This is a genomic window from Neorhizobium sp. CSC1952, assembly GCF_030378245.1.
Classification (GTDB): Bacteria; Pseudomonadota; Alphaproteobacteria; order Rhizobiales; family Rhizobiaceae; genus Neorhizobium; species Neorhizobium oryzae_A.
This window is the reverse complement of sequence record NZ_CP128416.1, coordinates 2,055,579-2,074,150: the sequence shown is the minus strand read 5'-3', so window position 1 is coordinate 2,074,150 and position 18,572 is coordinate 2,055,579. Positions and strand designations below refer to the sequence as shown.

19 protein-coding genes are annotated in these 18,572 nt (G+C 61.5%); 8 read left to right on the top strand and 11 right to left on the bottom strand.

The genetic code is table 11. The annotated features are described in order from the left end of the window. Nucleotides 1–38 precede the first annotated feature (38 nt). Complete coding sequence (locus tag QTA58_RS10300; RefSeq protein WP_289672696.1) at nucleotides 39–857, top strand: sugar phosphate isomerase/epimerase family protein; 819 nt, start codon at nucleotides 39–41, stop codon at nucleotides 855–857. Between the two features lie 41 nt (nucleotides 858–898). Here the strand turns inward: QTA58_RS10300 and QTA58_RS10295 are convergent, their stop codons facing one another. Further along, nucleotides 899–1,585 carry a GntR family transcriptional regulator gene (locus QTA58_RS10295; protein WP_289672695.1) on the bottom strand — a complete coding sequence of 229 codons (687 nt, stop codon included), beginning with the start codon at nucleotides 1,583–1,585 and terminating at the stop codon, nucleotides 899–901. Nucleotides 1,586–1,831: 246 nt separating this feature from the next. On the opposite strand from QTA58_RS10295, the gene QTA58_RS10290 reads away from it, so the two are divergent. Next, the gene (locus QTA58_RS10290) at nucleotides 1,832–3,109 is read left to right on the top strand and encodes a cysteine desulfurase-like protein (protein ID WP_289672694.1); all 1,278 of its coding nucleotides are present in this window, start codon (nucleotides 1,832–1,834) and stop codon (nucleotides 3,107–3,109) included. 32 nt (nucleotides 3,110–3,141) lie between these two features. On the opposite strand, the gene QTA58_RS10285 is transcribed toward QTA58_RS10290, so the two are convergent. From QTA58_RS10285 to QTA58_RS10275, 3 genes are read right to left on the bottom strand one after another with little or no spacing between them, the layout of a single operon-like run. Then, nucleotides 3,142–3,651 (bottom strand): flavin reductase, encoded by a 510-nt coding sequence (locus QTA58_RS10285; protein WP_341850279.1) that lies wholly within the window; start codon nucleotides 3,649–3,651, stop codon nucleotides 3,142–3,144. Further along, a complete protein-coding gene (locus QTA58_RS10280) occupies nucleotides 3,648–4,742 on the bottom strand; it encodes an LLM class flavin-dependent oxidoreductase (RefSeq protein ID WP_289673104.1) in 1,095 nt (364 codons plus the stop codon). The genes QTA58_RS10285 and QTA58_RS10280 overlap by 4 nt, the downstream gene beginning before the upstream one ends. Continuing rightward, the gene (locus QTA58_RS10275) at nucleotides 4,742–5,446 is read right to left on the bottom strand and encodes a GntR family transcriptional regulator (RefSeq protein ID WP_289672693.1); all 705 of its coding nucleotides are present in this window, start codon (nucleotides 5,444–5,446) and stop codon (nucleotides 4,742–4,744) included. The genes QTA58_RS10280 and QTA58_RS10275 overlap by 1 nt, the downstream gene beginning before the upstream one ends. Nucleotides 5,447–5,697: 251 nt before the next feature. Between QTA58_RS10275 and QTA58_RS10270 the strand changes: the two genes are divergently transcribed. From QTA58_RS10270 to QTA58_RS10260, 3 genes are read left to right on the top strand one after another with little or no spacing between them, the layout of a single operon-like run. After that, nucleotides 5,698–6,453, top strand: a complete 756-nt coding sequence (locus tag QTA58_RS10270) for an aldolase/citrate lyase family protein (protein ID WP_085419836.1) — start codon at nucleotides 5,698–5,700, stop codon at nucleotides 6,451–6,453. A gap of 9 nt (nucleotides 6,454–6,462) precedes the next feature. After that, nucleotides 6,463–7,422: a C-terminal binding protein gene (locus tag QTA58_RS10265; protein WP_289672692.1), complete on the top strand. Its 960-nt coding sequence runs from the start codon at nucleotides 6,463–6,465 to the stop codon at nucleotides 7,420–7,422. Nucleotides 7,423–7,426: 4 nt separating this feature from the next. Further along, nucleotides 7,427–8,353, top strand: a complete 927-nt coding sequence (locus QTA58_RS10260; RefSeq protein ID WP_289672691.1) for an NADP-dependent oxidoreductase — start codon at nucleotides 7,427–7,429, stop codon at nucleotides 8,351–8,353. 3 nt (nucleotides 8,354–8,356) lie between these two features. Here the strand turns inward: QTA58_RS10260 and QTA58_RS10255 are convergent, their stop codons facing one another. Then, a complete protein-coding gene (locus QTA58_RS10255) occupies nucleotides 8,357–9,163 on the bottom strand; it encodes an aspartate/glutamate racemase family protein (RefSeq protein WP_289672690.1) in 807 nt (268 codons plus the stop codon). Between the two features lie 97 nt (nucleotides 9,164–9,260). Between QTA58_RS10255 and QTA58_RS10250 the strand changes: the two genes are divergently transcribed. After that, nucleotides 9,261–9,803 carry a winged helix DNA-binding protein gene (locus tag QTA58_RS10250; RefSeq protein ID WP_289672689.1) on the top strand — a complete coding sequence of 181 codons (543 nt, stop codon included), beginning with the start codon at nucleotides 9,261–9,263 and terminating at the stop codon, nucleotides 9,801–9,803. On the opposite strand, the gene QTA58_RS10245 is transcribed toward QTA58_RS10250, so the two are convergent. The 6 genes from QTA58_RS10245 to QTA58_RS10220 form a co-directional block, all read right to left on the bottom strand. Beyond that, entirely contained in the window at nucleotides 9,782–10,573 is a 792-nt protein-coding gene (locus tag QTA58_RS10245) for a cyclase family protein (RefSeq protein ID WP_289672688.1), read from the bottom strand. The genes QTA58_RS10250 and QTA58_RS10245 overlap by 22 nt on opposite strands. Beyond that, complete coding sequence (locus QTA58_RS10240; protein ID WP_289672687.1) at nucleotides 10,570–11,814, bottom strand: SDR family NAD(P)-dependent oxidoreductase; 1,245 nt, start codon at nucleotides 11,812–11,814, stop codon at nucleotides 10,570–10,572. The genes QTA58_RS10245 and QTA58_RS10240 overlap by 4 nt, the downstream gene beginning before the upstream one ends. After that, nucleotides 11,814–12,989, bottom strand: a complete 1,176-nt coding sequence (locus QTA58_RS10235; protein ID WP_289672686.1) for a thiolase family protein — start codon at nucleotides 12,987–12,989, stop codon at nucleotides 11,814–11,816. The genes QTA58_RS10240 and QTA58_RS10235 overlap by 1 nt, the downstream gene beginning before the upstream one ends. Further along, nucleotides 12,989–13,414 carry an organic hydroperoxide resistance protein gene (locus QTA58_RS10230; protein WP_289672685.1) on the bottom strand — a complete coding sequence of 142 codons (426 nt, stop codon included), beginning with the start codon at nucleotides 13,412–13,414 and terminating at the stop codon, nucleotides 12,989–12,991. Before QTA58_RS10230 ends, QTA58_RS10235 begins: the two co-directional genes overlap by 1 nt. Before the next feature lie 71 nt (nucleotides 13,415–13,485). Continuing rightward, nucleotides 13,486–15,102 carry an AMP-binding protein gene (locus QTA58_RS10225; protein WP_289672684.1) on the bottom strand — a complete coding sequence of 539 codons (1,617 nt, stop codon included), beginning with the start codon at nucleotides 15,100–15,102 and terminating at the stop codon, nucleotides 13,486–13,488. Nucleotides 15,103–15,111: 9 nt separating this feature from the next. Further along, nucleotides 15,112–15,540, bottom strand: a complete 429-nt coding sequence (locus QTA58_RS10220; protein ID WP_085419846.1) for a hypothetical protein — start codon at nucleotides 15,538–15,540, stop codon at nucleotides 15,112–15,114. Between the two features lie 404 nt (nucleotides 15,541–15,944). Here QTA58_RS10220 and QTA58_RS10215 point away from each other — a divergent pair, with 404 nt between their 5' ends. Then, nucleotides 15,945–17,480, top strand: a complete 1,536-nt coding sequence (locus tag QTA58_RS10215) for an ABC transporter substrate-binding protein (RefSeq protein WP_289672683.1) — start codon at nucleotides 15,945–15,947, stop codon at nucleotides 17,478–17,480. Nucleotides 17,481–17,555: 75 nt separating this feature from the next. Next, on the top strand, nucleotides 17,556–18,572 hold the full coding sequence (locus tag QTA58_RS10210; RefSeq protein ID WP_289672682.1) for an ABC transporter permease: 1,017 nt from the start codon (nucleotides 17,556–17,558) through the stop codon (nucleotides 18,570–18,572).

Genomic DNA, 18,572 nt, shown 5'->3' with positions numbered 1-18,572 from the left:
CCTCCCCGACATTTCCTCTGTCCCGATGGAGTTTTTCCATGTCTTCCCTTCCCGTGATCGGCGCCGCAATGACGCTGAACGAGCTCGAAATTCACCGCAGCTGGCTCTTCGAGAAGCAGCGCGATCTCGAACTGCAGGACTTCACCACTGCGGATGTCCTCAACAGCGATTGGGCGGCACTCGCGGAGCGTGCCAGGAAACTGCTCAACGGCTACCAGGGCCGTCTCGGCATTCACGGACCGTTCTGGGGTTTTACCATCGCCTCGCAAGACCCGGATATTCGTGCCGTCGTTGCCAAACGCCTGAGACAGGGATTGGATGTCTGTGCCGCCATCGGCGCCACCCAGATGGTCGCGCACAGCCCCTATTCCACCTGGTCCTACAACAACCTGGACAACAATAAGGGCGAGCGCGACCGGATGATCGAGCACGTGCATCTGACCATGCGCGACGCCGTCAAGCAGGCAGAAGACATCAGTGCGGTGATCGTCCTCGAAAACATCGAGGACATCGACCAGCACGCCCGCGTGGCACTTGCCGAGAGCTTCAGCTCACCCGCGGTCGCGGTCTCGATCGATACCGGGCATGCTCAATATGCGCACGGCTCCACCGGTGCGCCGCCGGTCGACTATTACGTGAAAGCCGCCGGCAACCGGCTGCAGCACGTCCATCTGCAGGATGCCGACGGTTACGCCGACCGCCACTGGGCGCTCGGCGAAGGCGGCATTCATTGGCGCTCGGTCTTCGCGGCACTGGCCGACCTCACCAGCAATCCGCGCCTGATCGTCGAGATCAAGGACAAGTCGAAGATTCCGGCTTCGGTCGAATATCTCGCCTCGCTCGGCCTCGCCCAATAATCCGCCCGTGAGAAAGATATGATCCCGGAGACCGACCGGGATCAATCCGGGCACATGTCTCGCAGGAGAACCTGGGTGGCAAGAATATCGCCGACCATCAATTCCCTGGCGCGCACGCCATTCCGCTCGCGCAATGCCTCCACGATCTGGAAATGATAGGATGAGAAAGGGTGTACGACACCCTTGTCGAATTCCTTTTCCACGTAGTTGGTCAGCATCCGCATATAGGGACCGAAGCGCAGCCATAACATCTCGATATGCTGCGGCAGCACTTCGGAGCCCGACATCTCGTATATGCCGAAATGGAAGGCCTGGTTCTTGCGCAGCATGCCATAGACATCGCCTGCCTTGCCGGTCTCCTCATGCTCGCGGGCGAGTGCTTCGGAGCGGTCGATGTCCTCGCCGGTCATATGAGCCGCGGCAAGCTCGGTGGCCAATCCCTCGAGGGCAATGCGCGCCCGGCAGAGATCGTCGAGCCGTCGGCGCGAGACGGCCGGGACCCGCGCGGATCCGTTATGGCCGATCTCCAGCCCGTTCTCTGCCGCGAGCCGCCGCAGCGCCTCGCGCACCGGCATGTGGCTGGTGCCGAACTCGGTTGCCAGCGACGAGATGGTGATCGCCTGCGAGGGTGCGAAAGAACCCCACATCAGCGCCCGGCGCAACTGTTCATAGACCGTATCCTGAACGGTCACGCGCGACGTCACCTTCGAAAGCCCGGTCTCCGCCATTCTATCCTCTAATTCTTTCACGTCACAACCAGGCCTCGCATAAGAGGCCGCGCTCTTCAAGTCTTCTCGCTGTCCGGACGCCCTTGTCCGTGACGCGATTCTCCCTTGATCAAATCCCCACGGCACAATAGAACATCTAAAAGTTTGATCAAATGCTCATTCGGCAGATGAGCGAGAAATAACTGAGGGAAGCTTCTTGCTGCCTACCGCCGTTTTCATCCAAAATCTGCTTCCGGGGAGAAATCCATGAACACGCATGTCACGGCCGGCGACAACATCGCCAAGGCTTTTCCGGTCGAAAAGGTCCGCGCCAAGTTTCCGGCGCTGCAAAAATACAAGGACTTCATCTTCTTCGAAAACGCCGGCGGCGCTCAGGTTCCCCAGACGGTCGTCGATGCCGTGGCCGCCCATCTCGTGGACTGCAACGTTCAGCGCATGGCGCCGTACCTGCACAGCCAGGGCGTCGACCGTACGGTGGCGGAAGGCCGGATCAGCGTCGGCCTGCTGGTGAACGCCTATCGGCCGGAAGAAATCTCGTTCGGCCTGAACGCGACATCCTTCATCCGCCTCGTCAGTCTCGGCATCGCCAAGATGCTGGACGAACGCAACGAGATCATCGTCACCGATATGGATCATGACGCCGACATCGCCACCTGGCTGGCGCTCGAAGCAGATGGCGCCAAGATCGTCTGGTGGAGGATGCGCGACGACGGCATGCTGTATCCCGAAGACCTGAAACCGCTTTTGAACGAAAAGACCCGCCTCGTCGCCTGCACCGTCACCGCCCATTCGATCGGCACGATCGTCGATGTCGCAACCGTCGGCAAGCTGGCGCATGCGGCCGGCGCCGAGGTCTTCCTCGATTGCGTGCATTACGGCCCGCACGGCCTGATCGACGTGCAGGCGTGGGATTGCGACTATCTCGTCTGCTCCGGCTACAAGAACTTCTCACCGCATATGGGCTTCCTGTGGGGCCGCTACGACGCATTGGTGAAGCTGCCGACCTTCAAGGAAGATTTCATTCCCAACGTTCCGCCCTACAAGATCGAAGTCGGCACCTTCACCTATGAAAACGTCGCCGGCATGGATGCCGCCGTGCGTTACCTCGAGGAGCTCGGCCGCGAGTTCCTGCCGCTCGGCGAACATTCCCGCCGTGATGCGATCGCCGCCGCCATGGGTGCGATCCGCGCCTATGAACAGACCCTGTCGAGGAAGATGCTCTCGGTGCTGAAGAAGCACGGCGCTGTGATCTACGGCATTTCCGACGAATCCCAGGTGGATAAGCGCGTGCCGACCATCTGCTTCAACATTCCAGGCCTGACGCCGCAATATCTCGCCGCCGAGCTCGGCAGGAACAACATCGGAAGTCGCGACGGCCACATGTTCGCACCGCGCCTGATGAAACGGCTCGGCCTCACGATGGAGGCCGGTTGCATGCGCGTCTCCATGGTGCACTACAACAAGGTCGAGGAGATCGACCGGTTCGATACGGTGCTCGGGGAGATCATCGCCAAGGCGAGGTAAGAAACGAGAGCCCGGCACAGCGCCGGGCCCATTCATTTCAGGTGATGGTAGCGCCTGCGGAAATAGACGAGCGCTTCGTCATTATCCGTGCCGTGGGCGATGCCGATCACGCGGCAGAACAGCACATGATGCGTACCGCTCTCGATCGCATTTTCCACTTCGCAATCGAACGAGACGATGGCATCGACGAGCCGCGGCGAGCCGGTATTGCCCACGATCCAGTCACCGACCGCGAAACGGTCTTCCTGCGGCGTCGCTCCCCCGAAGAGTTTGGACATCGACTCATGGCCGGCCGCGAGCGTGTTGACGCAGAGCACGCGGTTCCTCTCGAACATGCCGGCGACCGAGCTCGACCGGTTGAGGCAGACGAGCAGCGTCGGCGGCCGATCGGTCACGCTGCAGACGGCCGACGCGGTAAAGCCGGCAAGTCCGCCCGGCCCGTCGGTCGTGACGATGTTCACGGCCGCAGCCAGCCGCGACATCCCCTCACGGAAAGCGAGCCGCGTCGCCTCGACCTCTTCGTTGACGGAATCCATCGTCATTCAACCCGCAGCCCCGCCCGTTGCAGAAGCGGCATGACCCGGTCGCAGAAGAAAGGCAGCTCATAAGTGTAGTTGACGAAGGACATGGCGATGCCGGAATACCCCTGTTCGGAAATGGCGATCATATCTTCAACGATCTTCTCCGGCGTGCCGATCAGCGGATAGCCGCCGGCACCACCGGCAAACCGTTTGCGATATCGTTCATAGGATTCCCTATCGTGAGACTGGGAAAATTCCTTCTTGCCGGCCATATGGGCGTCGACTGCCTCATGGTCGGCGAGCGTCACGGCATAGCGCTCGTAATAATCCTCCGCCTCCTGCTGGCTCTCGCGGCAGACGACGTGGCAGACCGTATAGGCGCCGACCTCGCGGCCGAGCCTCTCTGCCCGGCCCTTGATGTCTTCCACATGCTTTCCAGCCTCGGAAATCTCGGTGAAGGTGGTGAAGAGATATTCGCAGTTCTTCGCCGCGAAATCGCGGCCCGGCCCGCCGAAAGCGGCGTTCATCGTGACCGGGCGCGGCGACTGCAGGCTGGCCGGACGGCTCACCACATCCTTCAGCTTGTAGTAGGTGCCTTCGTAGTCGAACGGCATGTCCGATACGTAGGCCCGCTCCATGATTTCCAGCCATTCCGCCGCCTGGTCGTATCCCTTCTCCACCAGGGGGACGCCAAACATGCCGAACTCCTTCGGGTTCCAGCCACAAACGATATTGAGGCCGGCACGGCCGCCGCTGATATGATCGACCGTGGCAAGCGCCTTGGCGGCATAGAGCGGATGCACCAGCGGCACATGCACGGTCATGAAAAGCCCGATCCGCTCCGTGACGGAAGCAAGCCCCGCCGCCCAGGTGAAGGTTTCGAAGGACCATTCGCGCACCCGGTTCTTGCCGCCGAATCCTTTCCAGCGGGCGATCGGCAGAAAGAAATCGAGGCCGCCGCGGTCGGCGATCTGCACGGCGTTGAGATTGTCTTCCCAGCGCGCCTGCCAGCGTTCCGGCACGTCGGTGATGGCGAGGCCGCCATCCGCATTGGCGGAAAACACGCCGAGCTTCAACCTGCTCGGCCCCTTGAGCGGATGCTGCTTGATGATCATGCCGTTCCTCTTCTTCTGTTTTTTCTGCGGGCGGGACGTTCCGTCTCCGCCTCCAACTGGCGCCGGCGAACGGAGAGATAGGCCTCCTCCGCCGCGAACATGAAAAGCATCATCCGGTCCTGCACCATCAGTGGGTCATGCGCCAAAAAGGCCACATGGATACGCGATAGCCCGTCGATATACTGCCCGGCAGTATCAGGGTCGGCAAAAGTTCCAAGCCGCACCGACTGGAAATAGTCCATGAAACGAGAGATCGTCGCTGCCATATGCGGGTTGCGGACGGCCTTCAGCCAGGCATTGCGAAAATCGACATTGGCCGCAAGCAGTGCCGGGATATCGCTTGCGCCGAGCGCCTGTTCGACCCGTCTCATCGCCGCAGTCAGTTCTTCTTCGACTTCGGGTGTCATATCGCGGGCCGCGCTCGCCGCCGCCCGCGGCTCGAGCTGCCTGCGCACTTCGAAGAGGCCGGAAATATCCTCCGGCGACAATTCCCGCACCATGAAGCCGCGAGTCGTGCCGACCAGATAGCCTTCGGCCACCAGCCGCAGCAGAGCCTCGCGCGCCGGCATGCGGGAAATGCCGTTCGCTGCGGCAATCTCCGTATCGACCAATCGGTCCGACGGAGAAATCGCACTCCGTTGCAGCTTCAACCGCAGGTCGGAATAAACGCCATCCACCAGATTGTCATTCGGCTTGAGCATGGAACCTCCTGCAAAATCAGTATACTGTTTTATCCAAATCTCAAGGAAAAACCTGCGATTTCTCTTTATCCTGGTGAAAATCGCCGATAACTAGTATACGGATCATAACCAAAACAAGGAACCCTGCTTTATTCCGAGCGCCTCGTTATTCAGCTTGCGGCTTCAATAATTTTAGGCTTAAACTTTATTTTGATCGCGAGACGCGCCATCGCCCGCCAACCCGCAAAGGGACAAATCTCCAGAGGATCGTCATGAGTGATTTCCGCAAGAAGTGCATCGGCTATGAACGGGTGATAGGCACCTTCGCCGCCATTCCTCATCCCGTTGCAATCGAGGTAACGGCCGCAACGGGGCTCGATTTCCTGTGCATCGACGCCGAGCACTCGCAGATCGATCGCGAGCTGATCGAAAATCTGGTGCGCGCTTCGGATGCGCATCGCGTGCCGGCCATGGTGCGCGTTCCCAGCCACGGATCGGAATGGATCGCCTCGGCGCTCGATGCCGGCGCCGCCGGCGTGCTGGTGCCGCGCGTCTCCACTGCCGCCCAGGCGAAGGCCGCTGTCATGGCGACCCGTTATCCGCCGGTCGGTGAACGTGGCGTCGGCCCCGGCCGCGCCTCCGCCTATGGCTACCGCATTCCCGACTACCTGAAAGCGGCCAACGAAAGCCTCGTCCTGGCGATCCAGATCGAGACCGCCGAAGGACTTGCCAATGTCGAGGAAATCGTCGCTGTCGAAGGCGTCGACGTGATCTTCATCGGCCCGGGCGACCTCTCCGTCTCTATCGATGCCATGGGGCCGGCCGGGGCGGAAAAACTCAACGCTGCGATCACCAACATCACCACCGCCGCCCGCAAGGCCGGCAAGGCGGTCGGCATCTTCCGTCCTTCGGCCGACGATGTGGGCAAATGGGCCGAAGCCGGCATCAGCTTCTACCTGCTCGCCAGCGACACCATGTTCCTCGGGGCGAGCCTTGCCGCCGGCGCCGCAGCCGCCCGCAACGCCTGAGGTGAAACCATGAAGATCATCAAGACCGATGGCATGCTCACCGTCGAACCGGAACAGTTCGCCTATCTCGAAGGTCTCGGCGCCGAGTTCGTCGAAAAGACCCTGCTCACCGAAGACGCCCTGATCGCCGAAGCGAAAGACGCAGACGCACTGATGGTGCTGCGCGAGCCGATCACCGCCCGCGTCCTCTCCGAACTCAGGAACCTCAAGGTCATCGGCCGCTTCGGCGTCGGCCTCGACTCCATCGATGTGGAAGCCTGTACCAGAGCCGGCGTGCAGGTCACCTACGTGCCGGATTCGAATATCGACGAGGTGAGTACCCACGCGCTGGCGCTGATCCTGTCGCTTGCCCGCAAGCTCAAGACCTATGACAGCGCCGTCCGCAAGGGTCGCTGGTTCGCGATGGATGACGGCGCCGGCATTACGAGACCCAGCAAGCAAGTGCTGGGTCTCATCGGATTCGGCCAGATCGGCCGCCTGACCGCCGCAAAGGCGAAGGCCTTCGGCTACGAGATCATCGCCTACGATCCTTATATGCCGGCTGAGAAGATTTCCGCTGCCGGCGCCAATCCGGTTTCTCTGGAAGAGTTGCTCGGGAAGGCCGACTTCGTCTCCCTGCATATTCCGGCAACACCCGAGACCCGCAACATCATCTCCGCGGATGCGCTCGAAAAGATGAAGAAGGATGCCTTCGTCATCAACGTCTCGCGCGGTGGCCTGGTGGACGAGGCGGCACTGGCCGAGGCGATCCGAAGCGGTCATATCGCCGGTGCAGGTATCGACACGTTCGAAAAGGAACCCCCTTCCCCGGACAATCCGCTCCTGGCCCTCGATCAGGTGATCGTCTCGCCCCATGCGGCGCACTACTCCACCCAGAGCTATGCCGAAGTCCGCAGCAAGGTCTTTGCGGATGTCGCTGCCGTGCTGAGAGGCGAGAAGCCGAAATATCCGGTCAATTTCAGGGGGTGAGGACGTGAAGGCCATTCAGTACAGCGAGCACGGCCCGGCCGAAGTCATGCATTGCGTCGACCTGCCCGATCCGGTTGCCGGGCCGGGTCAGGTTCTCGTCAAGCTCGAAGCCGCAAGCGTCACGCCCTTCGACTGGAAGCTCCGCGCCGGCTACCTGAAAAGCCATTTCACGCTGCCGATGCCGAGCGTGCCCGGCCGCGACGGCGGCGGTACGGTGACTGCCGTCGGCGAAGGCGCAAGTGAATTCGGGATCGGCGATAGAGTTGCCGTCATGGCCGGCGTCTTCGCCCAGGGCGGCTATGCCGAAATGATCGCCCTCGACGAGAAGAATGCGGTCAAAATCCCGGAAAATCTGTCAACTGTCGAAGCCGTCGCGCTGACCAACGCCGGCTTGAGCGCCTGGATCGCCGTGCGCACGGCCGAGGTCAAATCCGGCGACAAGGTGCTCGTCCACGCCGGTGCCGGTGCTGTCGGAGGTCTCCTCGTCCAGCTCTGCCACCATCTCGGGGCACGGGTGACCGCCACCTGCCGCTCGACCAACCGGGACTATGTGCTCGGTCTTGGAGCAGACCAGGCGATCGCCTACGATCAGGAGGACTTTTCCGAGCTCCTGAAGGAGCAGGACATCGTTTTCGACCTGATGGGCGGCGACATCCACGACAAGTCCTACAAGGTCCTGAAAAAGGGCGGCCACCTCGTCTGGTTGGTGGCCGACCCGATCAGGGATCGCGGCGCCGAGTTCGGGGTAAAGGTCACCCGTGCCATGGTGACCGACGACAAATCCGCGCTGCAGGCGATGATGGAGCTGGCTGGCGCCGGCGTCATCAAACCGCAGGTCGCCCGCACCATGCCGCTTTTCGAAGCGGCCGAAGCCCACAGGCTGGTGGAAAAAGGCGCCATCTCCCGTGGACGCCTGATATTGGTCATGTAACACTCAGGTCCCGCTCGGGAACAACGGTGTCTGACGGCCCTTGGCGACGAACGTTCGAAAATCCTCGATCGCACCCCCGTTGGCGAGCGCGCAGAACGGCCCGCGGCTGACTTCGATGCCGTTGATCTTCTGGAGCCGCACATCCATTTCGGCGCTCTTCAGAGCCACCGCCGCCGTGTTCACCACCGGCGCATGCAGCACCTTGAACCCGTATTCGCCACCCACCAGCAGGCCGGGAAGCACGCCCGCCGGCACGACCACATCCGCCCCGTCGCGTACCAGCGGCTCCGCACATGCGGCGAAATTTGCAAGCATCCGCCGGCGTGCTTCGTCATCGCCCGCAAAAGCGGCGCTGAAATCCGCCGGTTCGCAATTCAGGCCGGCCACATGCCGCACGCGGCTGCCGAGGCCATAGAGATCGGCCTGTTCGTAATGCCAGACCTGGAAGACGTCGTCGAGCGTGACGAGCGCCATGCGCCGGCCGAGCCGCGCGGCATAGTGCATGCAGACCTCACCCGTGCCGATCACCGGGATCGTCAGGGCCGATTTGAGCTCGTAAAGGCCTGGATCCTGAAAATGGCCGATGACCACGGCATCATAGCCGCGGCTTGCCGCTTCCAGTCCGTTGTCGATGGCGATCGCCGCACAGCGGAATTCCGCCAGCCGCCCGAAATGCCGGTCCGGAGGACTGATGCCGAAGACATCCACCGTCGTGCCGGGTTCGGCAATGCCGTTCAGATAGTCCGAAAGCCGCTTCATATATGCAGCGCTCGCGGTGGCGTCGATGAAGCTTTGCCAGAAGATGCGCATTGTCCCCTCATTCGTTCACTTGTTCGCGCGAATTCGTTCTCGTCAAAACATGAATTTAAGGCTTTACTCCCGGTACTGAAATAGCCCGGAGAACCGCATGACATCGCCGACCACGCCCGAAAACCCGCTGAACGACGCCAGCATCGAATTGTCGGAAGCGGCGCTCACGGAATTCGAATGGTCGCTGTGGCGGATTTCCGCAGCCTTCCTGCGCTGGCAGTCGGAATGCTCGAGCGAACTTGCCGGCGCCGGCTTGAGCGGCCTCGACACCGCCATCCTGCACACGATCCGTTATCGCAACAAGCCGAAAGGACTGGGCGAAATCTCCCGCCTGCTCGGCCGCGACGACACCGCGAACATTCAATACGCCATCAAGAAGCTGCAGACCCTGCAGCTCATCGAACGCGTGAAAGGCAGGTCTCGCAAGGACACGCTTTATACACCCACCCGCAAAGGCACCAAGCTCACCCAGGACTATCGGGCGCTGCGGCGGCACCTGCTGGTATCGCTGATCCAGAAGATGGATCACGCTGAAAAGGGGCTCGGCGACGCGACGGAGATGCTGGAACTGCTGACGAGCTTCTACGACACCGCAGCCCGCCGCGTAGCGAGCGGCTCTCATCCGGTCGAACGCTCCTGAACGAGCGCCAGCACGCGCAGCGGGCTGCCCGATCCGTTCTGGATCTTCAACGGCGCGGACACGATCATCGCTCCGCTCGCCGGCAGTTGGTCCAGATTAGCGAGGCATTGCAGCCCGTATCGCCCTGCACCATGCAGATAGTGATGCGCCGGATAAGGTGGTGAGAAATGCCCGGCCTGCCCGGCATCCGTGCCGATCGTCTCGGTTCCGAAGCCTATGATTTCCCGTTCTCCGACCAGGAAGCGCATCACCTCCGCATCCGGCCCTGGCGTATGGGCGCCATCGGCCAGCAGGTTCGCGTAGGCTGCACCCGTTTTCTTCGACCAGTCGGTACGCAACAGCACCCAGGATCGCGGCGGAATGCGGCCATGCTTCTTTTCCCATTTGGCCACGTCCGCGACCGTCAGCAGGAAATCCGCATCCTTCGCCGCTTCGGCGGAACAGTCGATCACACAGGCGGGCGCGATCATGTCGGACAGCGGCAGCGTATCCACGGAATTGAGCGGCAGGTCGCGGCCCGTATACCAGTGGATTGGCGCGTCGAAATGCGTGCCCGTGTGCTCGCCGAAGGAAAGATTGTTCCAGTACCAGGCAGGCCCGGCCGCATCGTAACGGGAAACCCGCTCCATGCGGAACGGCGCCGACTGGCCGAGCTCCGGCGGCATGACGATAACCGGAAAATCCGGCGAGAGCGTGTGGGTAAGATCGACGACGCGGATCTGTCCGCTCGCCAGCGCACCCGCGAAGGTGGCGAGGATGTCTCCGTTCATTGGCCTGCCTCCCGCTCGACCGCCTTCGGATTGTCGAACAGCCGCGCCTCGATATCCTTGGCGACATCGCCGACATAGATGTCTTCCAATCCGCGCTTCAGCCCGTCCATGATGGCATCGGCCAGAGCCTTCGGCGCCACTTTGGGCGGCGGTACGGTCTGGAACCATTCCGTGTCGAGCGGCCCGGTGAAAGCGTTGATCACTCGCACGCCGCCCTGCCGAAGCTCGCTCCGCAGCCATTGCGACAGCGAAAGACAGGCCGCGTGGGCGGCCGAATGCACGCCGAACTGCGGCACGTTGCTGAGCCCATGAACCGAAAGTACGTTGACCCAGGCAACGGCCCCAGTCTTGCCATCGGCGCCCCGCGACCGCATCACTGGTCCGAAGGCCTGAGCAAGCCGCATCAGGCCGATTACGGTATGGTCCATCGCGTCACGCGCGGTATTGATCGCCCCGGCGTTGAAGAGATGTGTGGGCCGCACATGGTCGGCGGTGTTGATCAGGATTTCTACTTTGGCCCCGATATCCATCGCAAGCTCCTGGACGGAACGCTCGCTGGTCAGGTCCAGATCGACGAACTCGACGCCCTCGATCGCTTCGAGGGCCTTCTGCTCTTCGAACGGCTTCCATCGGTCTGCCACACCGACGAAGACCTTCGCGGCGCCCGCTTTCTTCAGCGCAATCGCCAGCGCCACGGCGACAGGACTGCGGCCCTCGGTGATCAACACCCGCCGGTATTTCGGATCGGCGGTCATTTCCCGCCATTGAGGATCGTCTTCCATATCAGGCGTCTCCGAAACGGGTCTAGCGAAGAGCACGGCCTGGCCGGCGCGGTCGAGCTGCAATGACAAGGAGAGCTGACTGCCCGGCCCGCCGCAATCGCCATGCAGATGTACGACCGCGCTTGGCCCGCAATCGAGCCGCACGAGACCGGTGCGCCAGGGCATGTGCTCGCGAAAATAAGGATCGCCAGTTACCTCGATCCGGGTTTCCGAAAGCAGCACCCCGCCTGTCGGCGCATCTTTGAACGGCAGATCGGCAGAAAGGCAATTCGAACAGGCTTCGCGGACGGGATAACTATACTGCCCGCACCCGCCGCAGCATTGCAGCATGAAGCGGCCCGCCGCCGCGGCAAGGGTCAATCCATGCGCCTTGCAACTGCGGGAAGCAGGCGGCAGAAGCGGCTGCCTCGTTCGGACGAGCGGATTCTTGCGGTTTGGTTTTGAGAGCGGTTCGGTCATCACGCCCTCGCCAGGATGGTGGCCGCCGAGGCAAGCCCGCGGTCGTAATTGATCATGCCGAAACCGGAAACGAGGCCGAGCTTCGCATCCCCAACCTGCGTGCCTCCCGCCGTCCCCAGCAGTTGACGCATCGCTTCGGTGATACCCAGATGTCCGCCGGCCGCACCTGCCTGGCCGACGGAAAGCTGACCGCCCGACGTGTTGTGCGGAAAGGAGCCGTCGATGGTAAATGTGTGCTGCCGCACGAAATCCGGACCTTCGCCCTTGGCGCAGAACCCGAGATCTTCGAACTGCATCATCGAAATCACCGCATAGTCGTCATAAGTCTGGACGAAATCCATATCATCGGGTTTGACACCCGCCATGCCGTAGAGTTCGTCGCGATCGATCACCCAGCCACCGCGCACCTGCACAGGGTCGTCCGGAAAGGCATTGTGCCGCTCAATCACCGAGAGAAGCCGCACGAAAGGCAGCCCGAGCGAGGCCGCGGTCTCTTCACGCATCACAAGAAATGCCTCGGCACCGGCACAGGGCATGACGCAGTCGAACAGATGGAAGGGCTCGGCGATCGGCCGCGCCGAGAGATATTGCTCCAGCGTCAGCGGCTTCTTCATCAGGGCATACGGGTTCTTCAACGCATTGTCGCGCTGGGCGACGCAGAGCTTGCCGAAGTCCTCGCGCGTCGCGCCAAAGGTATCCATGTAGTGCCGGGCGATCAGTGCGAAGCTCGCATTCGGCCCGCCGGCGCCATAGGGGTAAGACGCATCCTGGGCAAAGCGGGAGAAATTGGCGAGTGTCTTCCGGAACGTATCGACTTGGTTCGTATCCGCCGCGACGCAGGCGACGATATCCGCATCACGCGCCTGCACGGCCCGGGCAGCACGGCGGATCGACACGATACCGGAGGCGCCACCCATCGGCACGTGGTCGAGATGGCGCGGCGTGAGACCGAAATGCTGGGTCAGCGCGATGGCGCTGTCCGGCCCCATGGTGAAGCTCGACACCGAAAAGCCGTCGAAATCCCTATGGCTGACGCCCGCACCTTCCGCCAGCGCCCTGAGCGCCTTGCCCATCCACCAATGCGCGGTCTCGATGGAATAGCGCTGGTAAGGCACCGTCACCGGCACCGCCAGCACTACGCCATCGTAAGACTGCCGCGCGCGGGAAAGGACCATCAGGCGACCGTCAGCCTCACGTCAACATTGCCGCGGGTTGCATTGGAATAGGGGCAACGCTCATGCGCGCCGGCGACGATCTCCTCCGCCACGACGCGATCCACACCGGGCAGGGACGCGACGAGTTCGACCGCGAGCGCGTAGCCGACCGGCACCGGACCGATCCCCACCTTGGCGGTAATCGAGGCATCGTCCGGCAACGCGATCTTCCTGTTGCGGGCAACGAGTTTGACCGCCCCGAGGAAGCAGGCTGCATAACCGGCGGCAAAAAGCTGCTCCGGATTGGTGCCTTCGCCGCCCGGTCCGCCAAGCCCCTTCGGGACGGAAAGATTGACAGAAAAATTGCCGTCGAGGCTCTGAGCTTTGCCTTCTCGTCCTCCATGGGCGGTAACGGCAGTCTCGTAGAGAATCTTTTCCGGGGTCATGCAAGCCTCCATATAAGAATTTTAGCTTTGATTTCTCATATACCAAACAATGTCGGAGCGCGAAAGCCGCGTCAGCCCGTCTTGCGGATCGAAGCTTTCAGCTTGCGCAGGTCGATCGCCGAACCATCTTCGACCGCCTTGGCGGCCATCGCTTTGATCTCGCCGCGCTGCAGTTTCTGGGTGGAACTCACCGGCAGCCTGTCGATGAAGACGACGTAACCGGGAAGCTTGTGATAGGCGATATGGGCGCTGGCCGCATCGATGATCCGCTTCGCCCTCTCCGTCGGTTCGCCCAATTCCGCCGCCTCGTTTTCGACAACGAAGGCGAAGACTTCTTCGCCGCGCAACTCGTCCGGCACCGGCGTTACGGCGGAAGCCTTCACGTCCGGGTCCTTGGCAAGGGCTGCTTCGACTTCCAAAACGGCGATATTCTCGCCGCTGCGGCGGACGATGCTCTTCTTGCGGTCGAAGAAATAAAGAAGCCCCTTGTCATCGGCATAGACGACGTCACCCGTATGGAACCAGCCGCCTTCCCAGGCTTCACCCGTCGCCTTCTCGTCCTTCAGATAGCCGCTGAAGAACCCGTCGCGTGGATTTTCCCCCTCGGCGCGCACCAGAAGTTCGCCCGGCTTGCCGAGTTCGACATCGTTGCCGGCGTCATCGACGATGCGGAAATCCATGCCGACGCGCGGTCGGCCGATGCAGCGCAGCCCAGGCGTATATTCATCCGCCGCCGTCGTCGTCACGGCTCGGCCGCCGGTCTCCGTCATCGCCCAAGCCTCGACGATGGGAATGCGATAGCGCTCCTCGAACTCGATCTTGTGCCGCGCATCGACGCCCGGTCCCAGCGCGAATTTCACCCGATGCGCCCGCTCCGCCTCGACGACCGGAAGCTGGAGCAGGATCGCGGGGATGACGCCGAGACAGTGGACGATGGTCGCGCCGGAATCGGCGATCGAATCCCACCAGGAGCTTGAATGGAAACGGTCAAGCGGCACGATCGCGCCACCCTTCATGATCATGCCGACGGCGGTGCAGCCGAGCGCATTCATGTGGAACATCGGCAGCGGCGTCAGCGCCACTTCGGCCCCCTCGCTCATTTGCGCGATACCGCCTTGGGTCGTGTACCATTCGGCGACGGTGACGAAGTAAGCGTTGGACAGAATGCAGCCTTTCGGCTTGCCGGTGCTGCCGGACGTGAACAGCAGCGCACATTCCTGTTCGGGCCCGCCCGGACGCGCCTCGTAAGGCTCCGGAGACGATGGAATGTCGTCGCCAACGGCGATTACCGTTACTTTTTCCGGGCTGATATCCCGCAACTCATCCAGCCGTTCCGCCACCACGACCATCAGCGGCGCCTCGGCCATGTCGAGCTGAAAGAGCAGTTCGTCCCGGCGAAGGTCCGGATTGATCGGCACGATCGAAACGCCGATCGCATTCAGCGCCAACCAATAGTCGAAGAACTCGGGCCGGTTTTCGAGGAGCAGCGCCACTCGCGATCCGATTCCGTATCCGGCCTCCGCAAACCTCCGCTTCAGGAGGCCGGCGCGCGCGAAAACCTCGCCGTAGCTGTAACGGAAACCGTCCGGTGCATATGGCAGCTTGGCGCTCTTCGGTGCAATCAGCATGGGCGCATCCGGATTTTTCAGCGCCCGATGCTCGAAGAGCAGATAGGGAGAATGCATCATCTCTCGTCCTTATGCTCGCTCAAGCAGGCCCTTGATCAGGAACATCTCGGCCTCGTGAATCGTGCCGAACTGGACCCACTCCGCATCCGTCTGCGTCTCCAATCGCCAGGTGAGCAGTGTCACCACGCACTTATCCGGCCCCATGCGCAGCAACTCACCCGGAATGACCCGCGACATATTGCGGAACTGCATGGCCTCCTTGGAGCCGCCGACCTCGTAGTCCACCTGGAAGCGGGCCCGGTCGACATTCAACCGCACGAATGTCTGCTTGCCGGTGAATGTTGACGTGCCGCAGAAAAGTCCTGGCTCCACCTCGGTTCGGTTGAGGCTGCCCCAGGCCCACTGTCCCTGTTTCAGCCCGTCCGACATGAGCTCGAAAGCGGCCGCCGCCGGACGCTCCACCATGATACTGCTGGAATGGCAATGCGGATCGATCATGAGACTCCCCTTGAACCGATGGACGCTTTTCTCCAAAAGACATTTTAAGCATAAAATAACAGGAAAGGACGTCAACGGATTTTTACGAGCGGGGCGTCTCGGATGCCGCCGCAAGATTGCTGGCTGACGAACTTTCAACTTTCCGTTGGCGCGAAAAGCCTTGGCTTTCCGGCCTTTCCGCTCACCTGGAACGCCCTGGTTTTCAATTTTGAACCATCCGAAATTTTAGGCTTGAAGTAATTTATACCTCGTTCTACCATCCCCTCAATTGTTATGGGGACTGCCGCAAAGAACGGCATCGGACAGGACTATCAGAAGCCCCTGGCAGGATTGCAGGCTTGTTTTCAGAAAACCGCCGCAGGTCCGTCGGCTTTGTGCCGATGGAAAGAACCAGAGGGATCGCCATGACTTTCGAAATCGACCGCAGAAATCTCCTGCAGATGCTTGGCCTTGCCGCCGTCGGCGGCTCGGTGCTCTCGCAGGCCACCTTTGCCTTTGCTCAAGGCTCCGACAACGTCACCATCGGCTGGCCCAGCGACGTCCCGTCCTGGGACCCGAACCTGCGCTTCGTTCCGGATGCGCAGCCGATCTTCAAGCTGGTCTTCGATCAGCCGCTCGATCAGGCGCCCGACCTGAAGCTCGTTCCCAATCTCATCACCAAATGGGAACTGCAGCCGGATGGCCTCTCCATGCCCTTCGAGATCCGCAGCGACGTGAAGTTCCACAACGGCGACCCTATGACGATGGAGGATTTCAAGTACACCTTCGTCGAGCGCATCAAATCGGGCCTGAAGCTCGATATCGCCAACTCCTGGCGGACGCTGACCGATATCGAGATCACCTCGCCGACGTCAGGCGTCATGAAGTTCTCCGCTGCTACTCCGACCGCCCCGCAATGGCTTGCCTTCCTCGGCAGCTATCTCGTGCCGAAGAAATATGTCGAATCCGTCGGGCCGGAAGAATTCGCCAAAAAGCCGGTCGGCACCGGTCCTTACAAGCTCGTTGACTACCAGATGAACTCGCGCATCGTGCTCGAACGCAACGACGATTATTTCGGCGCCAAGCCGAAGATCAAGCGCGTTACGATCGACATCATCAAGGATCCGTCCGCCCGCACTGCCGCCATCCAGTCCGGCCAGGTGGACCTGACCGTCAACATTCCGGTTCGCGAAGCCGAACGCCTCGGCAAGACCGAAGGCCTGACGGCCGAGATCAACCCTTTCACCCGCCTGATCCTGCTCCAGATGCGCAATGACATGGGTTTTACCGACAAGGCCGTTCGCCTTGCCGCCCATCACGCCATCGACAAGGCCGCGCTTTCCAAGGCCTTCTACGGCGGTGCCGCCGTTCCGCTCTCCATTCCGGCCACGCCGGGCACGCCGGGTTATATCGAGGACTACAAGTTCTCCTACGATCCGGAACTCTCGAAGAAGCTGCTGGCCGATGCCGGCTACACGGCCGAGAAGCCCGCGACCTTCACGCTGGCAGCCACCAACGGCCAGTTTCCGAGCGATTTCGACATCGCCCGCGCTCTCGTCCAGATGTGGCAGAAGGTCGGCCTGAAAGTCGAGCTGCAGCAGATCGAATATTCGAAATATTTCGAGCTGAACCGCGGCGGCAAGCTGCCGGAAGCAACCCTCTACAGCTTCGACAACGCCACCGGCGACCCGGAGATCTTCTCCGGCTATCTCATGAACCCGAAGATGCCGTTCGGCGCGTGGAAGGGTCAGGAAATCGGCGACAAGATCCTCAAGCTGTTTGTCGAACCCGTCTATGAGAAGCGCATCGCCGGCTACAAGGACGTGGCCAAGGAAGCCGTCGAAACGGGCGCCAACATTCCGATCCTGCAGAGCGTCCAGACACTGGTGCGCAAGAAGAACCTCAACTACGTCAAATACGGCAATGCCTGGGTTCTCGGCAGCACCATGTCCTGGTCATAAGCTGGCTGAATGAAATCTCGAGGGGTCCGGATGCGTCCGGACCCTTTCCCTGACATCGTAATACGGGGCAAACGCATGTTTGCGACCATTGCCAAGCTCTTGGTAAAGCGCGTCCTCACCGCGATACCGATCTTGCTCATTGTTTCCGCGCTTCTCTTCTGCATCCTGCGCATCCTCCCGGTCGATCCGGCCGCCATGTCGCTGCCGCCGAATGCGACCGTGGAGGAAGTCGAGGCCATGCGCACGGAGATGGGTCTCGATCGGCCGCTCTACGAGCAATACGGCATCTGGCTCGGCAAGCTGCTTGAGGGCGATGTGGGCCGCTCCATTCACTTCCGGCAGGATGTGACGTCCCTGATCGGTTCGACGCTGCCCGCCACCATCGAACTTGCGGTCATTGCCATGGTGGTCGCCACCATCTTCGGCCTCGCCGGCGGGCTTTTCCTCTTCTATGTACGCGGTACCCGCGCCGAAGCCGTGATGGACTTCTTCTCCATTCTGCTTCTCTCGTTGCCGGAATTCCTCTGGAGCCTGTTCCTTCTGCTGATCTTCGGCGTGTTCTTCGAGGTGTTGCCCTTCACCGGGCGGCTGAGCCCCGGTTTTGAACGTCCCGTCGTTACCGGTTTTCTGCTGATCGACAGCCTGATCACCGGCAATATCTCGACCTTCTTCAACGCCCTGCAGCACATGATCCTGCCATGCCTGGCTCTCGGCATCGCGCTCTCGCCCTCACTCATGCGCGTGCTGCGGTCGAGCCTGCTCGATGCCTATCAGGACGACTATATCCAGCAGGCGCGGCTGCGAGGTCTCTCCGAAAAGCGCATCCTGATCCGCCACGGCCTGAAGAACGCCATCCTGCCGACATTGAGCCTCATGGGCGTGCAGTTCGGCTTCCTGTTCGGCGGCACGCTTCTCGTCGAGATCATCTACTCCTATCCGGGCATGGGCAACCTGATGGTCGATGCGATCCGCAACGCCGACCTGCCGATCATCCAGGGTGCGGGGCTGACCTATTGTATCGCCGTTCTGGTGATCAGCATCGTGGTCGACAGCCTCTACCTGATCCTCAACCCGAAACTGAGGATGCGCTGA